Annotated in this window: 10 protein-coding genes; 5 read left to right on the top strand and 5 right to left on the bottom strand. The window is 40.5% G+C overall.

Annotated elements, in window-relative coordinates; genetic code table 11:
- Positions 1-136: 136 nt before the first annotated feature.
- A complete protein-coding gene (locus ACE1B6_RS15075; RefSeq protein ID WP_413258062.1) occupies positions 137-2338 on the top strand; it encodes a hypothetical protein in 2202 nt (733 codons plus the stop codon).
- 46 nt (positions 2339-2384) lie between these two features.
- Here ACE1B6_RS15075 and crtD read toward each other — a convergent pair whose 3' ends face one another.
- The gene (crtD, locus tag ACE1B6_RS15070; protein ID WP_413258061.1) at positions 2385-3896 is read right to left on the bottom strand and encodes a C-3',4' desaturase CrtD; all 1512 of its coding nucleotides are present in this window, start codon (positions 3894-3896) and stop codon (positions 2385-2387) included.
- Between the two features lie 125 nt (positions 3897-4021).
- Between crtD and ACE1B6_RS15065 the strand changes: the two genes are divergently transcribed.
- The gene (locus ACE1B6_RS15065) at positions 4022-5308 is read left to right on the top strand and encodes a M16 family metallopeptidase (protein WP_413258060.1); all 1287 of its coding nucleotides are present in this window, start codon (positions 4022-4024) and stop codon (positions 5306-5308) included.
- Positions 5309-5386: 78 nt separating this feature from the next.
- Complete coding sequence (locus ACE1B6_RS15060; RefSeq protein ID WP_413258059.1) at positions 5387-6265, top strand: fructosamine kinase family protein; 879 nt, start codon at positions 5387-5389, stop codon at positions 6263-6265.
- A gap of 80 nt (positions 6266-6345) precedes the next feature.
- On the opposite strand, the gene ACE1B6_RS15055 is transcribed toward ACE1B6_RS15060, so the two are convergent.
- On the bottom strand, positions 6346-7647 hold the full coding sequence (locus ACE1B6_RS15055; protein WP_413258058.1) for a hypothetical protein: 1302 nt from the start codon (positions 7645-7647) through the stop codon (positions 6346-6348).
- Between the two features lie 369 nt (positions 7648-8016).
- Between ACE1B6_RS15055 and ACE1B6_RS15050 the strand changes: the two genes are divergently transcribed.
- Together ACE1B6_RS15050 and ACE1B6_RS15045 are read left to right on the top strand one after the other, a co-directional pair.
- Positions 8017-8295 (top strand): hypothetical protein, encoded by a 279-nt coding sequence (locus ACE1B6_RS15050; protein WP_413258057.1) that lies wholly within the window; start codon positions 8017-8019, stop codon positions 8293-8295.
- Between the two features lie 84 nt (positions 8296-8379).
- A complete protein-coding gene (locus ACE1B6_RS15045) occupies positions 8380-10896 on the top strand; it encodes a tetratricopeptide repeat protein (protein ID WP_413258056.1) in 2517 nt (838 codons plus the stop codon).
- Positions 10897-10953: 57 nt separating this feature from the next.
- Here the strand turns inward: ACE1B6_RS15045 and ACE1B6_RS15040 are convergent, their stop codons facing one another.
- The 3 genes from ACE1B6_RS15040 to ACE1B6_RS15030 all read right to left on the bottom strand — a co-directional run bounded on the left by ACE1B6_RS15040 (position 10954) and on the right by ACE1B6_RS15030 (position 17817).
- A complete protein-coding gene (locus tag ACE1B6_RS15040) occupies positions 10954-13863 on the bottom strand; it encodes a hypothetical protein (RefSeq protein ID WP_413258055.1) in 2910 nt (969 codons plus the stop codon).
- A gap of 116 nt (positions 13864-13979) precedes the next feature.
- Complete coding sequence (locus ACE1B6_RS15035) at positions 13980-16427, bottom strand: M10 family metallopeptidase (RefSeq protein ID WP_413258054.1); 2448 nt, start codon at positions 16425-16427, stop codon at positions 13980-13982.
- A gap of 484 nt (positions 16428-16911) precedes the next feature.
- On the bottom strand, positions 16912-17817 hold the full coding sequence (locus ACE1B6_RS15030; protein ID WP_413258105.1) for a S1 RNA-binding domain-containing protein: 906 nt from the start codon (positions 17815-17817) through the stop codon (positions 16912-16914).
- Between the last annotated feature and the right edge of the window lie 14 nt (positions 17818-17831).

Genomic DNA, 17831 nt, shown 5'->3' with positions numbered 1-17831 from the left:
TGACAAAATGTTTGGAGGATGGTAATTAGAATATATATTGCCCAAGATCTAGCTTTTTTGGAATTAGAGGGGTAGGATAGCTACCACTGCATATTCGAGCTAGCCAGGTTAATGCAGGATTATTTTGGTGTGAGCTATGAGAGACGCGGAAAGCCCAAACATCAGGTCGCCGATAAAAGCTTCAGAGCAGGGAAATAAAAATCGATCGCCAATTCCACCTCTGATTCCAAATAACACTGTTACGCCTCATGGCAATCTGCACGAACAATTAAAAGTTGAAGCTTCAGTTTCGCCAGAGAGCAAAGAAAAAGAAGCACCAGTCGCACTAGAAGAGCGAACTGATAAAATTGGCGAAAAAGAAGCTCTCCACAAAGGCAAGAATGGGAAACTTAGGCAAATAAGTAAGAAGTTGAAACAAGTGCAGATTAAGATGCCTCCGGCAGTACAACAGTTAACAGGACAGTGGCAATTCTGGGTAGCGTTAGCAACAGTTAGCGCAGGCGGAGTGGGAACACTAGCAGTCACACTATTGTTGACGCTGCCAGCACAGCCTAATTGCTCGTCGATTAATATGATGACAAGTTCAGCATCAGAAAGGATTTCCTGTGCAGAACTAGCCGCGAATAAGCAGACAGTGAAAGGCTTGCTGGAAGCAATTTCCCTGGTAAAAACTCTACCGCAAGATCACCCATTGCGGGATGAAGCAAATTCATTGATTAAAGAATGGTCGCAAGATATTTTAAATTTGGCAGATAAGTCTTTTGAGACAGGTAGATTAGATGAAGCGATCGCTACCGCCAAAAAAATTCCTAGCGAAGTTCCCGCATACGCCCTCGTAGAAAACCGCATAGAACGCTGGCGAGCTTTGTGGACAAAAGCAGAAGGTTACTATCGAGCCGCCGAAGCAGAAGTAAGAAAAGAAAATTGGACGCAAGCATTCCGGGAAGCCACACGCTTGCTTTACATTGGCAATAAATATTGGGAAACTACAAAATATGAGGAAATTACCCAAGTTATTGCCTCAGCTAGGGAAGATGGCGAAAGTTTAACAAAGGCTCGGCGATTGGCAAGGGCTGGTGGGATAGACAATCTTTTAGAAGCAATTAAACTAGCCCAAAGTATCAGTTCAAAAAGCTATCTGTACGAAGCTTCTAAAGCTGCGATCGTAGAATTTGGGCGAAAAATGCTCGATTTAGCCGAAACGCAGTTAGATAATCAGGATGTAGATGGAGCTTTGTCTATAGTCAGAAGAATTCCTTCGATTATCAACTTGCGGGGCGATATAGATGATTTCACCAACTTGGCACAAGCATTAGCATTAGCGCAAGAAGGAACAGTCACCAGTTTAGATGCGGCAATTAACCAAGTGCAGAAGATTGCCCCGAATCGACCTTTGTATAATAAAGCGCAAGATTGGTTATTGCGTTGGCAACAAGAACAACAGGATGTCGCCCGGTTAGATAAAGCCCGTCAGCTGGCAGGTATGGGTACAATCAATGACTTACAAGCGGCAATTAGAGAAGCACAACAAATTCCAGATAATAATCCCAGAGCACAGGAAGCAAAACAACAAGTAGCGCAATGGCAAGCTCAGATTCAAACAACTGAAGATCGTCCGCTGTTGAATCGGGCTGAGCAAGTAGCCAGCTTGGGAGATCCCACTTCTTTGGTAGCGGCAATTAACGAAGCTTCTAAAATTGCTAGAGGTCGGGCGTTGTATCCTGAAGCTCAAAGTAAAATTGCTCAATGGACTAACCGAATTCAACGAATTCAAGATCAACCATATTTAGATCAGGCAAGACAATTAGCTCGTTCAGGTAATTTTGCTGCTGCAATTAATACGGCTCAGCAAATTAGACCGGGTAGGGCGCTGTCTACTCAGGCACAGTCGGCAATTCAAGATTGGCAAGGGCAAGCGAGAGCGCAACAGAACTGGCAACAAGCACAACAGTTGGCAAGTGCTGGTACGCCAGATTCTTTAATATCGGCAATTCAGACTTTAAGGAGTATTCCGCGAAGTTCGGCTTTGCGATCGGAAGCTGAAAGCGCAATGAATCAATGGAGTTACCAAATTCTTTCCCAAGCGCAAGATCGAGCTAACTATGACTTGCCAGGAGCAATTTCTCTTGCCAGAAGTATTCCCTCTGGGACTAGTGCTTACGCAGAGGCAAAAGCCCAAATCGAAGTCTGGCAGAATATCTTGAATCCTCCCGCACCCCCAAGTCCAGAATACTTCGCGCCTCCTGTAGAACAAGCTCCGGTTACTCCAGTTACTCCAGAAGCTTCGCCACCAGCGGAAGCACCAGTTCAGTTTAATTTTCCTGAAACTAATCCTTAAAATTCTTTGGGGACTAGGGACTAGGGACTGGGGACTGAGGAAATTTTTAACTTCTGCCTTCTGCTTGCAAAATTTGTCTAACGACGGTGAGGGCAGAGTAGGAAACACCAGCAGTTCCTTCGCCTGGATGGGTGGAGTCACCGACTAACCAGAGGTGGTTAATGGGTGTCCGATTGGCAAATCCGAAGGGTCCAAAAGTGGGGATGCGTTGACCGATGCCACCAACTACGCCTCGATCGCGACCCGTAAACCGAGCAAAAGTGCGCGGTGTAGCTGCTTCGGTGTGAATGATTTTTTCTGGGGTGAGGTGGAAATATTGGGAGAGTTTGAAGATAGCTTCTTGGGTGTATCTACTTTTTAAAGTTTCGTAATCTGAGTCATTCCACCAAATTTGGGTATCTGTAAAGGTCGAAGCTGTAATTGTGGCTTTACCTTTTGGGGCACGTCCATCTCCCGGACGACTAACGGAAACAAAGAGGGAATTATTTTCGCCTATTGGCCCAGAGTAATCGTAGAAAAATTGTAAATGTGGCGGACATTCTGGGGGAATAGCTGTTTCATCTACTCCTAAATAGAGGACGAATGCGCCTGATGCTGGTGGTAGTCGATCGACGCGATCGCGATATCCTTTAGGTGCAGTTTCTCCTAATAGTTGAATTAGGTTTTGGACGGTGACATTAGCAATGATGCGATCTGCTTTTTCGATCCAATATTCTCCGGTTTTTTGATTGTAGATTTGAACGGCTGTGGCAATGCCCTTTTCTGTGTAAATTTGTTTGACTGTGTGGCGCATTAATAATTTTCCGCCATCTCTTTCTAAGGCGGTTTGTAGGCGATCGCTCAACACCTGCATACTACCTTTTAAGTGATACAATCCTTGTGGGGCTTGGCTTACACCCAAAGCAGTCGCCGCATAAAGTAAAGCTGTTTCTTCGGCATCGACTTGCGAATAAAGCTTTAATTGTAAATCTAAAAAAGTTTTTAATCGCAGATTTTTTGCTAAACCAAAATAACGTAACGCATCTCCCACCGTCGAGAAAGTGTAGGGTAAAGTTAATAAAGTATCCGGTCTAACTGCTTTAGTTAATTGCCACAAATCCCATAAATTCCGTGGTGGTAAAACTGGATCGCGAGATTGAAATGCCCAACTGTAACGAAACAAATTATTCAATAATTGCCAAAATGGTTCGCTTCCGGGAAACTGTCGCTGACGTTCTGCTTGCCATTTTTGCGGATCTCGCCAAACATTAATTGGCTCAGTTTCTCCAGGCAAAAATACCGCACAAGCAGGATCGCAATCTGTCGCCTCTGGCAAATCTATTTCTAATTCTGAAAATATTTTATGATGAATGCCTCCTGGTTCTAAACCAGCGACTTGGGTAGCGCCAACATCAAAAGTAAAACCGCGACGTTGAAATGTGGAAGCACACCCTCCGGGAACTAGGGCTTGATCTAAAACTAAAACTTGGTAGCCTCGATGAGCCAGTAAAGCCGCAGCAGTTAATCCTCCAATTCCGGCACCGATCGCAATGACTTTGTTATCGTGATGCTTTGTCATATAAATTTACTTTTCTTTATATTTCTTATTTTAATTTAAATCATCTGGGAATTCTCTGCATTTATTGTTCCCCGTTCCCGGCTCTCTAGTTAAGATGAAGAAAGCGTTACTTACCCCTACATTTGATGACCTCGATTTTGCTCAAATCTCCTTCTCTCAATGCCCCCACTGTTTATCAGTTACCTAATGGGCTGACGATCGTTGCCGAACAAATGCCGATCGAAGCTGTAAATTTGAGTATCTGGTTAAATGTTGGTTCTGCGGTAGAGTCAGATCAAATTAATGGCATGGCTCACTTTTTAGAACACATGGTTTTCAAAGGAACGGAAAATTTAGCCAGTGGCGAATTTGAGCGTTTGGTGGAAGAGAGAGGTGCTGTTACTAACGCTGCTACCAGTCAGGATTATACTCAGTTTTACATTACAACTGCGCCGAAAGATTTCGCTGATTTAGCACCTTTACAAATTGATGTAGTGTTAAATCCTAGTATTCCCGATGAAGCTTTTGAGCGAGAAAGATTAGTAGTTTTAGAAGAAATTCGCCGTGCGGAAGATAATCCACGACGGCGGGTTTATCAGCGATCGATCGAAACAGCTTTTACTCAATTACCTTACCGTCGTCCAGTATTAGGCCCAACATCAGTAATCGAATCTCTCACAGCGCAACAAATGCGAGATTTTCACTTTGGTTGGTATCAACCCCAATCAATTACAGCATCGGTAGTAGGTAATTTACCAGTAGAACAATTGATTGATATTGTTGCCGAAAGTTTTGCTAAAAGAAATTCAAGTTCAAGTGGGATTCCTGTAACTTTTGCTAGTCCTGAATGGCAACCAGAAGCACCTTTTTCGGAAGTTGTGAGGCGGGAATATGTGGATGAAAGCTTACAGCAAGCTAGATTAATTATGCTGTGGCGAGTACCGGGAATGACGCAGTTAGCGGAAACTTATCCTTTAGATATTTTGGCGGCAATTTTAGGACAAGGACGCAGTTCTAGGTTAGTGCGAGATTTGCGAGAAAATCGACATTTAGTAACGCATATTTCCGCGAGTAATTCAACTCATAATTACCAAGGAATTTTCCAGATTTCGGCTCATTTACCAGTAGAAAATCTAGAAGCAGCAGAATTGGCGATCGCCGAACACATCCGCAATTTACAAAAATCACCTGTCACTAAAGCGGAAATTTCTCGCGTGCGAACTCAAGTAGCAAATCGATTTGTCTTTGCTTCAGAAACTCCTAGCGATCGCGCCGGAATGTACGGTTACTATCAATCAATGGTCAAAGATTTAGATCCAATGCTCAATTATCCCGCCAAAATTCAAGCCGTTAGCGAGGAAGAATTACAATTTTCTGCTAACAGTTTCCTATCTCCAGAAGCTTATGGGGTGGTAATTGTTAAACCAGAATAATGGGAAAGGCAGAAGGGTAAAATTTCTCCCCAATTCCCCATCCCCCTGCCCCTCTGATATTACATTTAGAGTTTGCTTATGTGGACAACAATTGCTAAACATATTAGCGAAATAACAGGCGAGAAATTTCTTGGAGAAAACCGCCGTTCTGTCGGTGGTGGTTGTATTAACCAAGGGTATGTAATTAGCGATTCGCGTAGCGATCGATCTTATTTTGTCAAAATAAACCAAGCTGACCAAGTTGATATGTTTGCCGCGGAAGCTTTGGGATTAAAAGAAATGTGGTCAACTAAAACTATTCGAGTTCCTGAACCAATTTGTTACGGTACAGCTAATAATTCGGCTTACATCGTTCAGGAATATTTAGAATTAGGACGAAATGGCGGTAATAATGCTTGGTTAGAAATGGGGCAGAAACTAGCAGCAATGCACAAAGCTACTAGTAATCAAGGGTTTGGTTGGGAGAGAAATAATACGATCGGTTCTACTCCCCAAATTAATACTTGGAAATCAGATTGGGCAGAGTTTTTTGCTGAACATCGAATTAGTTATCAACTGAAATTAGCTAAACGCCGCGGCGGACAATTTAGCCAAGGGGAAAGTTTAGTGAAAGCGATTCCTGAATTATTAGCAAATCATCATCCCCAACCATCTTTAGTTCATGGGGATTTATGGTCAGGAAATGCTTCAGTTACAGCAGCAAGTGAACCTGTGATTTTTGACCCAGCGACTTATTATGGCGATCGCGAAGTTGATCTCGCCATGACCGAATTATTCGGTAGATTTCCTGGTAGTTTTTATCAGGGTTATAACGCCATTTGGCCTTTAGATTCTGGCTATGAATTACGCAAAACCTTATACAATCTCTACCACATTATTAATCACTTTAATTTGTTTGGTGGTAGTTACGAATCCCAAGCAAATCGCATGATTAGCCAATTATTAAGCAAAGTCTAGAAAGAGGGGCAGAGGGGCAGAGGGGAAAGGGGAAATTTAGTTCAGTAATTCACTTTGTCCCCTTGTCCTGTTCCCTTTTTTCATTGTGAAACTGCTAAAGACAATGGGGATTCAAGAGAGATATTCCTCACTTTTGGGGAATTTTTAACGGAATGGAGAGGAGATTTTTTTCCCGGCAATTTTTGTCCGTCCCAGTTACGATATTTCCAAGCGAGTTCTAAGAGATCCATCCATTGTTTTTGGACTTGTTTGAGTGACCATTTTAAATCTTTGGCAATTTCCTCATCAAATTTGTTGACTTTTTTTAGTTGCAACAATTCTCGATGTTGAGGCGAAAGTTGATTTAAAAACTCTTGCCATTGTTGAGAGGACATTCCTAATTTTTGGTCTAAGTCTGCGCCTAACCACTGATGGACTAGTTTCCAATGAGATGCACGGGCGAACTTATCTACGTGATATTTAAAGCGTTGTTGTAGATAATCTCTTTCGCGAGGAGTTAATTTGAGAAATCCGTCAATATCTGGGGCAGAAAGGTCTTGTAGTTTTAAGACTAGGTAATTTACACAGTCTTTTTGACCTTGAGATTCTAGATAGTTTAACAGTTCTGTGATGATTCGATCGCGCAACATCCCCTCCGAAGGATCGACTGTTTCGGTCATAATTTGCGATCGGACCTGCTGCATTGTCGAAGCAGACCAAGTAGTTTGTTGATCGTAATCTCCTTTGGAAGTTTCTACTGCTTGTTCGATATCTACAGAAGTTTCCGCAGGTTGACGTTTGACAAAAGCTTGAACTCGCAACACTATTAATTGTTGACTGGTGCCGTTTGGTAAGGTGATGCGGCGTTTGGCATAATTTTCTGTAAACGTCATGTACTCGGCTAATTCTAACTGAGTTCGGGGTTGAAATCTGGGTAACTCGTATTCCCGACGAAAAGCAGCGATCGAAGCAGCGTAAAATTCTTGTAAAAAGTCGTCAATCAGATTTTTCCGACCTTGGAAACTCATTTGAGATTGAGACGGCGCGACGTAACGATAAATCATCGCTGTTAAATTGCTATGAAGTTCGATACGTCCCTGCTTTGCTCCTAAGCGGTAGTAAGACAAGCATTTGTGTAATCTATTACGTCCCAAAATCAGTTGCCAAGTGTAAACTTCGCCAGAAGTCTGAATGCGTGGACTTTTGTAGCACATCCGTTCTACTTCTGTAGCTATTCTGGTTGCAACTCCTAAAACGCTCTCTCGTTGAGAACCAACGGTTTGAGAAAGTTCTTCCAGGAGAACTTCCTGTAATTTTGGCTCATCATTTTGCTGCGAAAGATCCGGACAATTGTCGCTAACGGAAGTAGTTACGTTTGGAATAGTATCAGCTTGATTCTGCATGGTATTGCCCCGAAGTATAGATTTACAAATTGCATTAACAGTTAGGAAATTTATCTGAGGTGCGATCGCCCCTTTGTGTGATTTAACTTTTTGATCTGATTTAGATATTGACAGTAGACACCGAAGATGAAAATTTTTACCTAGAAACTTCGTTTGGAGTACATTCAATTAACTTCAGGTGCTTTTCTCACAGATAAGTTTATGTTTACTTTACTTAAGGGAGAAGATTTTTGAAGATTTTCTGAAGCCAGCTACCGATCGTTATGCTAACCACTAGCGAGCGATAAATTTAATAGGGCTAGGACTTCAAGAATGCTTAAACAGTTAATTGAATCAATTGTTGAGTACTTATCCAACAGGTAAGATAAATTGCAGTTATTCAAGGAAGTACTACCTATTGGTTTAGTATTTAATGCCTGGTTTTCCTGGCTAAAACTCTCGCTCTGGCTAACTTACAATAATTTCCGTTCGGAAAAATTATGCAATGTTTCCCCAAAATTTAAATACAATGGAAACCAAGGAGATAGTTTTTTATTCATATCTAGTAAAGTCCCGATAACTACTCTTTCACCTTATGAATATAGTTTGTTTCAAATTCAAAGATTTGTCGATAAGGAAAAAGTAGGTAGTTTCCCAACCTCAGTTTAAGTAAGAAAAAAACAGAAAAACTCAGGAAAATTCAGGACGGTTCAGGTAGCAGTATGTAAAAGTCAGGAAAAGTCAGGTTATACTATGAATGAAACAGTAAGAATTAATCATAAATTGGCTCTCATGGATGCAGAAGCAGCACTAAAAATAGTCGATCAAGCGGTGTTTGCTAAGAAAAAAAGGCGTTTAAAGCACGTCGAAAGAGTAGTATTCAAGGGAGCTTGGTTACGGCAAAGTTATGCTGAGATTGCCAAAGAATCTGGTTATACCCTGACCTACATCAGACAAGATATTGGTTCTAAGTTATGGAAACTGCTGAGCGAAGTTTTGGCCGAACCAGTCAGTAAGATTAATCTTCAGGCAGCAGTGGAACGGGAGTGGGAACGACAACGACAATCGAAACCTGAACTCCAGATTGAAGAAAAACCCCTTCCCTCCCAGTCTGCACCAAAAGTAGCTGAATCGGAATTCAAGTCTGAACCAGAACGTACTACCTTGTCTCATAACCCTTATTTCATGGGACGACAGAGGGAAATTGCCGACCTGAATTCTTTTGTTCAACAAGGGGCGAAAGTCATTTTGGTTTATGGTAAGGGTGGTGTGGGTAAGTCTTGGTTGTCTTGGGAGTATTTCACTAGTCAGAATTTTGACTTAATTCTGGAAGTGTGGATGGCAAAAGAGACAGAAAAGATCACTAATGCTAAAAGTATTGTTGAAGAATGGTTAAAGCGATATTTTCAGGAGGAACCCAGAGGAGATTTCGGGGTGACGTTGGAGTTATTGCGGCAAAAGTTACGCGATCCAAATCGTCGGGTAGGAGTATTAATTGACAATTTGGAACCCGCTTTAGATAAAAATGGGCGGTTGATTCCTGCTCATCGAGATTATGTAGAGTTATTCCGCGTGTTAGCCGATCCAGCCGGAAATTGTGTAACTTTAATTACTAGTCGGGAAAGGCTTGGGGAATCTGCGGTCACTTTTCAGGATTATCGATTAGAAGGATTAGAAATATCGGTTTGGAAACAATTTTTTAGAAATCGGGGAATTGAAGCTAATTCTGATGTTTTGTTGGCGATGCACCAAGCTTATGGTGGTAATGCGAAAGCGATGCACATCCTGAGTGGAGTGATTCAAACGGACTGGTCAGGTGATGTGGAAAGTTATTGGCAAGCGAATCAGAAGAATTTGTTAATTGAATCTGATTTACAGGATTTAGTTGTGAGTCAATTTAATCGTTTACAACAAGTCGATCCAGATGCTTATAAATTGCTTTGCCGTTTGGGATGTTTCCGCTATCAAGATGTACGTTCTATTTATCGAGATGGCATGATGTGTTTGCTTTGGGATGTTCCAGAGTCGCAAAGGATTCGAGTGGTGAAGTCTTTGCGCGATCGATCTTTGGTAGATTTTATCAAAGGAGAATATTGGTTACACCCAGTAATTCGGGCCGAAGCGAGAACGAGACTTAAAGTTAGTGAAGATTGGAAAACTGCCAACATCAAAGCAGCGGAATTTTGGACGCAAAGTGTAGAAACAGTAGATACTACAGCAGATGCAATCAAAGCCTTGGAAGCTTATTACCATTATGTTGATGTTGGAGAATTTGAGTTAGCTGCAAGCGTGCTTATAAAAGAAAGAAAGTACAAATTAAATTATCACGGTGAACCAGAAGCCCTAATAGTTTACTTTGGAAGAATAGGCTTAGTTCAACATATTCTTTCGGTAATTGTTGCCATCCTAAATAAAGTTAAAAATGACTATTCTCTAGCGATGCTTTATGGTCATATTGGTGGACTGTACCATCAACTTGGTAATATTCAAGGTGCCATTGAATATTATCAAACATCTGGCTCAACCGTCACAAGATATGCCAATTCTCTACCTAAAGACGCTATTGATGGTAAAACTAAAAGTCTCCTAGAAAAATTCACAATAGGGATTCTATTTACAACTAGTTCTTGTAAAGAAGCTCTCTGGGAAGTTGAAGCAGCAATTCAGTCTTACAAAGAAGTTATTGCTTTAGCGGAAAATACCAATTGGCATATATTCGCCATATTTTCTCAGTTTAGTATAGCCTTATTATGTTCTCATAGTAAGTTAGAAGCTGAACAGAATAAAGCTTTGGAATTAATAGAGAAAAGCTACCAAGGTTATCTAGAAATTCCAGAAAGAATGCTGGGTGCATGGAGTCATGTATACAGTTGCTTTTCTATGGGAATGACTTATACTAATTTAGGGCGAAATGAACAAGCATTAATCATGTTTAATCGCGGCTTAAATTACGCCGAAAATAGCAATTATGTAAGAGCGATCGGTCAAATTGTCACAGGTTTAGCAATGGTGAATCGCAATCAAGGTAAGTATGAAGAAGCGATCGAACAGCATAATAGAGCGATCGGCATTTTACAAAGAATCGCAGCTAAAAAAGACCTAGCCGACGCTTACTACGAACTAGCACGCACCTATCAAAAAATCGGAGAAATTGAAAAGAGCAACAGTAACTTTCAAGCCGCAATTCAACTCTACGAAGAAATGGACGCACCTAAACAAATAGAAAAAATCCAAACAGCAATGAAAAACTCACCAGTAACATCCCATTGACTACCAAAAACCCGCCAGATAATTAATTTTCTAGCGGGTTAAACTTTAGCTCATTGATTAAGAAATAAATTGTTGAACATCCGCACTAATGAAGTCACTAGCATTTAGCAATCCTACTGGAATACCTGACAACACAGCTAAATATTCACCTGTAGCAGTAATTCGGATCAAAGTATCATTAGCGTTAGCACCAGTACCTTGAGAAATAGTTAAAGAACTAAAGGGTAAAGCCAAAGCCAAACCAATTTTATCTCCCTCTTCCTTTCTAAAATCCGCAATCACATCAGCCAAAGTCGGATTTGCACCCCCATCACCAGCAGCAACTACAAAAGTATCCGCCCCAATACCACCATAAATAATATCTGGCCCTCTAGCACCCGCGATGATATCATTTCCAGGCCCACCAATAATATTATTGGCTAAATTGTTACCCAAAATTTCATCATTGCCTTGAGAACCAACCAAATTTTCAATTTGAGTTCCAAAAGCAATTCTAGTAACGTAACTAGTCGTTTTAAAAGACAAAGGAGGAGTTTCTTCATTACCACCATTACTATCAACAGGTGTAACTGTATAAGTAGCACCTGTAGGAAAAGGACTAGGAGGACTTTGGCGAGGTAACGCAATTTGTGCTGTGTTTTGTCCGCCTTCATTCATATCAAAGTAATAGTCCAAACCATTAACACGAACACTGTCTGGCAAAGCACCCCAACCGGAAAAGTTTAAAGTATCAATACCACCTGCATCCCAAATTGTTCTTTTTGCAAGGAGATTATTGTTACCAAAGTTGTAGACAGTATCATCATTATTGAAAGTACTAGCTCCATAAAAATACTGCAATACACGAATGTCATAAGGCATTGGTGTAGTTGTGAACAAGCCATCGTACTCACCAGGAAAAATGTTTTCCGAAGAATTAGTATTTGTGTTGTTATCTTTACCAAAGGCAAGGTCTGGCTCAATGTTTTCCCCTGTTTGTCCCCTCTCATCTTGGTAATCTCTAATCCCGAATGCTTTCCCAACAGCATTAAGCAAAAGCTCATAACCTAAACTGCCAGCAGGCTGTTCATAGAATTCAATATCTCCCGGATTTAAGTGCATATCACCAGCACGACCATCGCCAGGAGAATCTGAAGGGCCAAAGGTAATGCTAGTAGAGCCAGCTGTATTTTCTGGTAAATCAGAAAACATAATTCTAATTCGACCAACGTTAGGAGGTCTATCAGGAACTTCCACAATATTAATGGGAATTACTTTGGCAAACTCCTGCATAATATTGCGAACATTTTCCTTAATTTTGGGAGATACTTCAGCAACACCTGACTCAGGCCCTTCGTACAAAAATGCACTAGCAGTGGTAACAAAACTGTACGTTAAGGTTCCACCAACGGGTATATCACGCCATTTTGATATGAAATTAGGGTCGGTCATTGGCCCTTCTATTAAAGGAGCCATTGTTTCAGGATCAAAGAAAATTGAAGCGGAACGAGGAAAAGTACCAGGGCCAGTGAATCCAGTGGTTTGGAAATCCTTAAAAGCCTCTTCAAATGTCAATTGTTGAGCGAATAAATCAGGGTTATTCGCTAAGTAGAAAACTGGATCAAATAAAACCGAAGGACGACGACCTTCTTTTATTCCGTAGTCAATAAAATGCCGAAATGCTTGCCCAGGAGTTAACCCTCGCAAATCAGGATTGTTAGTTCGGTAATAATTCAGGTCAAAAAACTGAGAAAAAGCGCGGTTTTCTTCTAACCCAAATCTGAGGAAATGTTCAAAAGCTTGACTTTTGTTTGTGTCAAATCCAGCAGCAAGTAAGTCAGGGTTATTATTGACGTAATAATTGACATCAAAATAAGGAGTAAATCTCCGCCCTTCATTCAAGCCAGAATTTTGGAAATGTTCCCGCAACTCTTGATCGGTTAATCCTGCGGCTATTAAGTCTGGATTATTATCTTTGTAAAATTCCAAATCGAATAAATCAGATAAAGCTACTCCTCCAGACAAACCAGAAAGTTGGAATCTTTCAAATAACTCCCTGTTGGATAAATTTTGGAATGTGGGATCGCTATTCCGATAAGAGTTTAGGTCAACAACTGGCGAAAAAGGACGACCTTCATTTAACCCAAAAACTTGCAAATGTTCAAATAAATCTTTGTTGTTCAGCCCTAATAAATCTGGGTTACTAGTCCGGTAAAAATTCAAATCCACTACAGGAGAAAAAGACCGTCCTTGGAAAATTCCCACATTTTCCAAATGAGTAAGTAACTGAGTGTTGGTGAGATTTACTAAGTCAGGATTGCGGTCTTTGTAGTAATTTAAATCGACAAAAGGTGAAAATCTCGCATTACCCGGTAATCCAACCAAGAAAAATTGCTCTAGTAATTGCCTGTTGTTTAAGACAAAATCTGTAGTTGGTTGAGCAATACTAGGATTAGCGGCGCGAAAGAAAGTTATATCAAAGAAAGGAGAAATTTCTAGTCCTTGTTGAATCCCCGCACTTTGGACGTGGTAAAACGCTTGTCTGTTAGTTAATTGGGATAAATCAGGATTGACATAGCGGTAAAAATAAGGGTCGAAAATCAGGGTAGATTTGCGCCCTTCATTTACACCGGAGTCGCGAAACTGTAACAATAATTCTCTATTGCTCAATGGAGCTATGTCTGGATTACTAGCCCGATAAACATCCAAATCAAAGTAGGGAGAAAACTTTAATCCAGCGTCAACTCCACGAGTAAGAAAATCATCAATTAATTGCCGATTGCTGAAATTTGCTAACTCTGGATTATTGTTTCTATAAAAACTTAAATCGAAATAGGGCGAAAAATCCCGACCTTCGGGAATTCCCACGGTTAACAAATGTTGGTAGAGTTCTCGACTACCTAAACTATTTAATTCTGGGTATCTAGTGCGGTAGAAATTCTCATCATATATATCTACTAAACTCAATGGCAAAGTTGTTGTAGCCATATCTAGATTTCCTCTGTTAATAATCGACAAATGAAAAGATACAAATCAATTTGCTGGTTTTTTTCAGTCAAAAAACACAGCGAAAAAAGATGAGATGCACCCGGAAAATTTAACTTCTAAACAGGAATTAAATCAGCAAATCCTACTAAAGTTGCGGGAATATTTCGTAATGCTGCTAAGTATTCGCCTGTGCTAGGAACCCAAATTAAAGTATCAGCAGCATTTGCACCTGTTCCTTGAGTAATGGATACTGATGATGATGGTAAACCTAAGCTTAAACCAATCTTATCTATGCCTGGTTGGAAGTCAGTAATTACGTTTGTTGCGGCAGGATTTTGATTGCCATCTCCTAATGCGAAAATAAATACATCACTGCCATCACCACCAGTCACAATATCTGTACCACGAGAAGCTGTGATACTATCATTACCTGGCCCACCGATAATATTATTAGGCAAATCATTACCTAAAATTTCATCGTCTCCCTGTGAACCAACCAGGTTTTCAATTTTCACTCCAAAACCAATTGTGGTACCGAAACTATCAGTAAGTACTGGAATAGGTGGGAGAGGGTTTGCCTCAGTACTACCAGGATTAGGAATGTTATAAGTAGAACCATTGAGGGCAAATTGAGTGGTATTTTGTCCACCTTCATTCATGTTGAAAAAGTAGCCGCCTGTAATTGCTGGTACAGCAGCAAAGTTTAGGGTATCAACACCACCAGCATCCCAAATTGTTTGTTTGAAACTGTTTCTGCCATCTCTTTGATCTGGCCCGATAAAGTTGTTGAAATCAAAGGCATAAACTGTGTCGCCTTGGTTGTAATAAGTCGTGCCATATAAATATTGCAAAGCACGAATATCATAAGCCATTGGTGTAATACTGTAAGATCCGGTATAGTTGCTAGAAGGCAAAAAGCTATAGGTCATTACAGTATTTGTATCGTTATCTTTGCCTGGGGGAAGTACATAGGTGAAGCCCTCTTCGTCTCGGAAAGGATGTTTTAGTCCTAAAGCATGACCAATTTCATGCAATAGTATTTCATAGCCTAAGCTACCTGGCCCGGTACCAAAATCAGCTAAACTGCGATCGGGATTTAAATGTACATCTCCCGGCAAACCAAAACCTGGAGAGTCTGAAGGTAAGTAAGCATAAGCAAGCACATTTCCATCAAGAGATCGACCTGCTGGCCCATTAGAAAACATAAATCGGAGCCTACCAACGTTAGGCGGTCTATCAGGAACTTCGACAAAATTAATCGGAATAGATTGGGAAAGAGTTCGCATAATATTGCGAACGTTATTTTTAATTTCTGGTGTTACTTCCCTAACTCCAGATTCCGGGCCTTCATACAAAGGTGCGCTAGCAGCGGTAACAAAGCTGTAGGTTAATGTGCCGCCAACGGGGACATTTTCCCATCTGTCTGCTCTTTTTAGCCACTCATTTAAGGGAATTCCGTCTGTTAGTTCTTCTTGAGTTAGTATGGTATTTAATAAGGGTGCGATCGCTTCTGGATCGAAGAACAAAGACGAAGAACGGGCTAACGCACCTACTTCAAACTGAGTTTGAAAGTCAGCAAACGCTTCGGCAAAAGAAGGTTGAGGTGCTGCCACATCAGGATTATTAAATACATAATAAACCGGATCGAATATCACCGATGGGCGACGACCTTCGTTAATTCCAAAATTTAAAAAGTGGTTAAATGCTTCTCCGGGACTTAATCCAGCCGCACGCAAATCTAAGTTGTTAGCTAAGTAATAGTTAACATCAAAATATTGAGAAAAGCGGCGACCTTCGTTAAATCCAATGTTTAGGAAATGCTCATAACCTTCTCGTCTACTTCCATTGAGTGCAATGTTTAAATCTTGGTTATTACGTAAGTAGTAATCAGCATCAAAATATGGGCTGAATCTTCGTCCTGGCTCATCTAAACCATTGCTGAGAAAGTGATTTATTAATTCCTCATTAGTTACTGACGTACCCCCTAGAGAATTAACCCCTCTTAAAAAAGAATCCTCTGCTAGTAAATCAGGGTTATTAGCCCGATAAAAATCGACATCAAATAATGGTAACGAAGGTCTAGCTTCTACGATACCTTCACTAAGAAATTGAGTTAACAAGTCCCGATTACTCAAACCCGCTAAATCTGGGTTGGCTTGCCGATAAAAATTCAGGTCAATTAAAGGGTTAAAACTCCGCCCTTCTTCCAGTCCAGAGTTGAGGAAATGTCGAAATAATTGGTTATTATCTAAACCTCCTAAATCTGGGTTAGCAGTCCGATAGTAGTTGACATCGAAAATATTAGAAAATTGTCTCCCTTGCGGCAACCCTACGTCAAAGAAGTTTTGTAATGTTTGAGCATTAGTAAGTTCTACCAGATCGGGATTTTGAGTTGTAAAAACATTCCAATCAAAAAATTGGGAAAAATTCCTTCTTTCCTCTATCCCATATACCTGAAAATGAAACAATGCTTGGCTATTACTTAAATTTCCTAAGTCAAGATTTTGCTGGCGATAGTAATTTGGGTCGAAAATATCTTCTATTCTTAAACGAGTATCAGCCATGATTGCTCTACCTTTTCCAATCTAATTCACTGTTTCTTGGCTCTGCAATATAACTTCCCTGCTGCTGGGAGTGCAGTAGTACCGAACTTTAGGCAGGGAATAACTAGCGGTTTGGTGAGTTTTATTTTCACTCAAATCGCTCTGGAAGAAATACTAATTCGCGGTGAGAAGCTTGCTACAATTGTGGGGTTATGATAGGGAAATTTTTCCTTTCAAGAGTCAGGCGAATTAGTATAACCAAATTATGATGTTATATCAAATATCGAAAATTGGGTTTGATTGGGAAAGAATTTTAATAATCACTTAGGAAAATTAAGATTTAATTTATTATTGCTCGTTTAATTGTTGAGCCTTATCAAATAAAATGAGGAATTTCCCAGGATTGCTTATTCCTGGGCGATCGCTAATTTGTTTGGTGCGTCAAAACTGAGAAATCAACTGTTAATTTTTCGATTTTTGATCTGACGCACTCTACTATAGTAGATTAACCACCTAAGAGATTCTTTCTGGCTCTTTGGGCACGGGCTTCTGCTGATTCCATAACTTCAGCCATATTTTCTAACATTTCTCCGGGATAGTTTTCTAATACTTTAGTGGAAAGAGAAATTCGGCTTTTACCTTCATCTAAGTTGACAACCATTGCTTTAATTGGTTGACCGATTTGGAATAAGTTAGTTAAAGATTCAATGTAGTTTTGGCTAATTTGTTTAATGTGCAGTAAACCACTGGTTCCGCCTAAGTCTACAAATAAACCAAAGGGTTTAATACTAGAAATTGTTCCTTCTACTAATTGGGTTAATTCTATTTCGCTGAATCGAGCAGATTGACTGGCTAAACGTTGGGAAAGTACAAGTTTACCACGGCTTTGGTCTAGTTCGATAAAAGTAGCAGTTAAGGCTTGACCGATTAAGTCTTCTAAGTTGTTGCGATCGATCAAATGCGATCGCGGAATGAACCCTCGCAACCCTTCAAGATCGACAGTTACCCCACCTTTATTCACACCACTAACTCTTACTTGAACTGACTGACCGCTATCTTGTAATTCCCGCAGTCTATCCCACATTTCTTTAATTTCTAACTGCTTCACCGAAACAGTAACTTGTCCTTCTGCATCCTGTTCCCGGATAATTAAAAATTCCCTTTCTGTCTGTAAAGGTAACAACACAGATAAATCTGTAATCCCTTGCAGCGAAGCTTCTCTCACAGGTAGAAAAGCCGGAGATTTACCACCTATATCTACAAATGCGCCATCACTAGTGTATTCATAGACTTTACCTCGAACTATTTGGCCCTTCTCAAATCCATAATTTTGGGCTTCTAGAGCTTTGGCAAAATCATCTCTAGAAAAGGATAGATTTTCTGCGGGAGAAGGAGTCGAATTGGAATTCATTTTGCAATCTAAAT

The sequence above is a fragment of the Floridaenema fluviatile BLCC-F154 genome (assembly GCF_041929135.1).
GTDB lineage: Bacteria > Cyanobacteriota > Cyanobacteriia > Cyanobacteriales > Aerosakkonemataceae > Floridanema > Floridanema fluviatile.
The sequence above is the reverse complement of the archived record's forward strand: the minus strand, read 5'-3'. Positions and strand labels throughout refer to the sequence as shown.

Excerpts from the sequence above, each read along its gene's own strand:
- crtD (WP_413258061.1), bottom strand. The coding sequence starts at position 3,896 with ATGACAAAGCATCACGATAACAAAGTCATTGCGATCGGTGCCGGAATT.
- ACE1B6_RS15055 (WP_413258058.1), bottom strand. The coding sequence starts at position 7,647 with ATGCAGAATCAAGCTGATACTATTCCAAACGTAACTACTTCCGTTAGC.
- ACE1B6_RS15060 (WP_413258059.1), top strand. The coding sequence starts at position 5,387 with ATGTGGACAACAATTGCTAAACATATTAGCGAAATAACAGGCGAGAAA.
- ACE1B6_RS15065 (WP_413258060.1), top strand. The coding sequence starts at position 4,022 with ATGACCTCGATTTTGCTCAAATCTCCTTCTCTCAATGCCCCCACTGTT.
- ACE1B6_RS15075 (WP_413258062.1), top strand. The coding sequence starts at position 137 with ATGAGAGACGCGGAAAGCCCAAACATCAGGTCGCCGATAAAAGCTTCA.
- ACE1B6_RS15040 (WP_413258055.1), bottom strand. The coding sequence starts at position 13,863 with ATGGCTACAACAACTTTGCCATTGAGTTTAGTAGATATATATGATGAG.
- ACE1B6_RS15030 (WP_413258105.1), bottom strand. The coding sequence starts at position 17,817 with ATGAATTCCAATTCGACTCCTTCTCCCGCAGAAAATCTATCCTTTTCT.
- ACE1B6_RS15045 (WP_413258056.1), top strand. The coding sequence starts at position 8,380 with ATGAATGAAACAGTAAGAATTAATCATAAATTGGCTCTCATGGATGCA.
- ACE1B6_RS15035 (WP_413258054.1), bottom strand. The coding sequence starts at position 16,427 with ATGGCTGATACTCGTTTAAGAATAGAAGATATTTTCGACCCAAATTAC.